At 47.0% G+C, this 1081-nt stretch carries 2 protein-coding genes; both read left to right on the forward strand.

Features of this window, described 5'->3' with window-relative positions:
* Positions 1-48 precede the first annotated feature (48 nt).
* Positions 49-465: a helix-turn-helix domain-containing protein gene (locus tag HU824_RS19435; RefSeq protein WP_024988925.1), complete on the forward strand. Its 417-nt coding sequence runs from the start codon at positions 49-51 to the stop codon at positions 463-465.
* Positions 462-1064 (forward strand): IS630 family transposase, encoded by a 603-nt coding sequence (locus HU824_RS19440; RefSeq protein WP_245001026.1) that lies wholly within the window; start codon positions 462-464, stop codon positions 1062-1064. The genes HU824_RS19435 and HU824_RS19440 overlap by 4 nt, the downstream gene beginning before the upstream one ends.
* Positions 1065-1081: the final 17 nt, after the last annotated feature.

A 1081-nucleotide genomic window follows, 5' to 3' on the forward strand; every position in this document is an offset into this window, starting at 1 on the left:
ATCATAAGGTTTTGATACCTTTGCCTCATAAAATTCAAATATGCACTTATGGGCAAAATCAAATCAATCATATTAAAGGATTCCGAACGCTTGGCGTTGGAAACGGGTTTCCGACAGGGAGACAGCCATTGCTTTCGGATGCGCTGTCGTGCCGTACTGCTCAAATCGACTGGACTTTCCAGCAAGGCCATAGGTTTGCAGACGGAGATGTCACATGTATCTGTCAACTCTTGGGTAAAACGTTTCTTGTCGGAAGGCATCGACGGCTTGCAGACCCGTCCCGGCCGTGGGCGAAAACCTATCATGGACTGTACGGACGAGGAAGTTGTTCGCAAGGCCATAGAACAGGACAGGCAGAGCGTCAGCAAAGCTCGGGAAGCCTGGCAGAAGGCCACTGGCAAGGAAGCGAGCGACCTGACATTCAAGCGTTTTTTATCAGCCTTGGCGCAAGATATAAGCGAATAAGAAAACGCCCAAGGGGAGTACCCTCGCCGCAACTCTATGCGTATAAGACCGAGAAGTTGCAAGAACTTGAACATCTGAACATAAACGGCAAGATAGACCTCTATTACGCCGATGAAAGCCATGTGTGCACCGAAGGCTATGTGCCTTACGGCTGGCAATTCCGTAACGAAGACGTGTATATCCCATCCCAAAAGGCACAAAGGGTCAACATCTTCGGCATGATAGACAGGAACAACCGCTATCATGGGTTCACCACGACTGAAAGTATTGACGCGGACAAGGTCGTTGAATACCTTGACACCTTTTCCTTGAACATAAAGAAAGATACGTTCATCGTGCTTGACAATGCGAGCGTACATCGAAACAAGAAAATAAGGGAATTGAGAGAACTGTGGGAGAAACGCGGACTTTTTCTCTTTTACCTTCCACCGTATTCCCCTCACCTGAACCTTGCGGAAACCTTGTGGAGAATAATGAAAACTAAATGGATCAGACCGCAGGATTATGCAAGTAGCGACAACCTCTTTTACACCGTCAATAGGGCATTGGCGGCTGTCGGGGATACCTTGGGTATTAAACTTAAACATAATGCTGCTTAATTTTGATTAGTTACTTA

Origin of the sequence: Bacteroides sp. L10-4 (assembly GCF_013373675.1) — a bacterium.
In the GTDB taxonomy this organism is placed as follows: Bacteria; Bacteroidota; Bacteroidia; order Bacteroidales; family Bacteroidaceae; genus Bacteroides; species Bacteroides muris.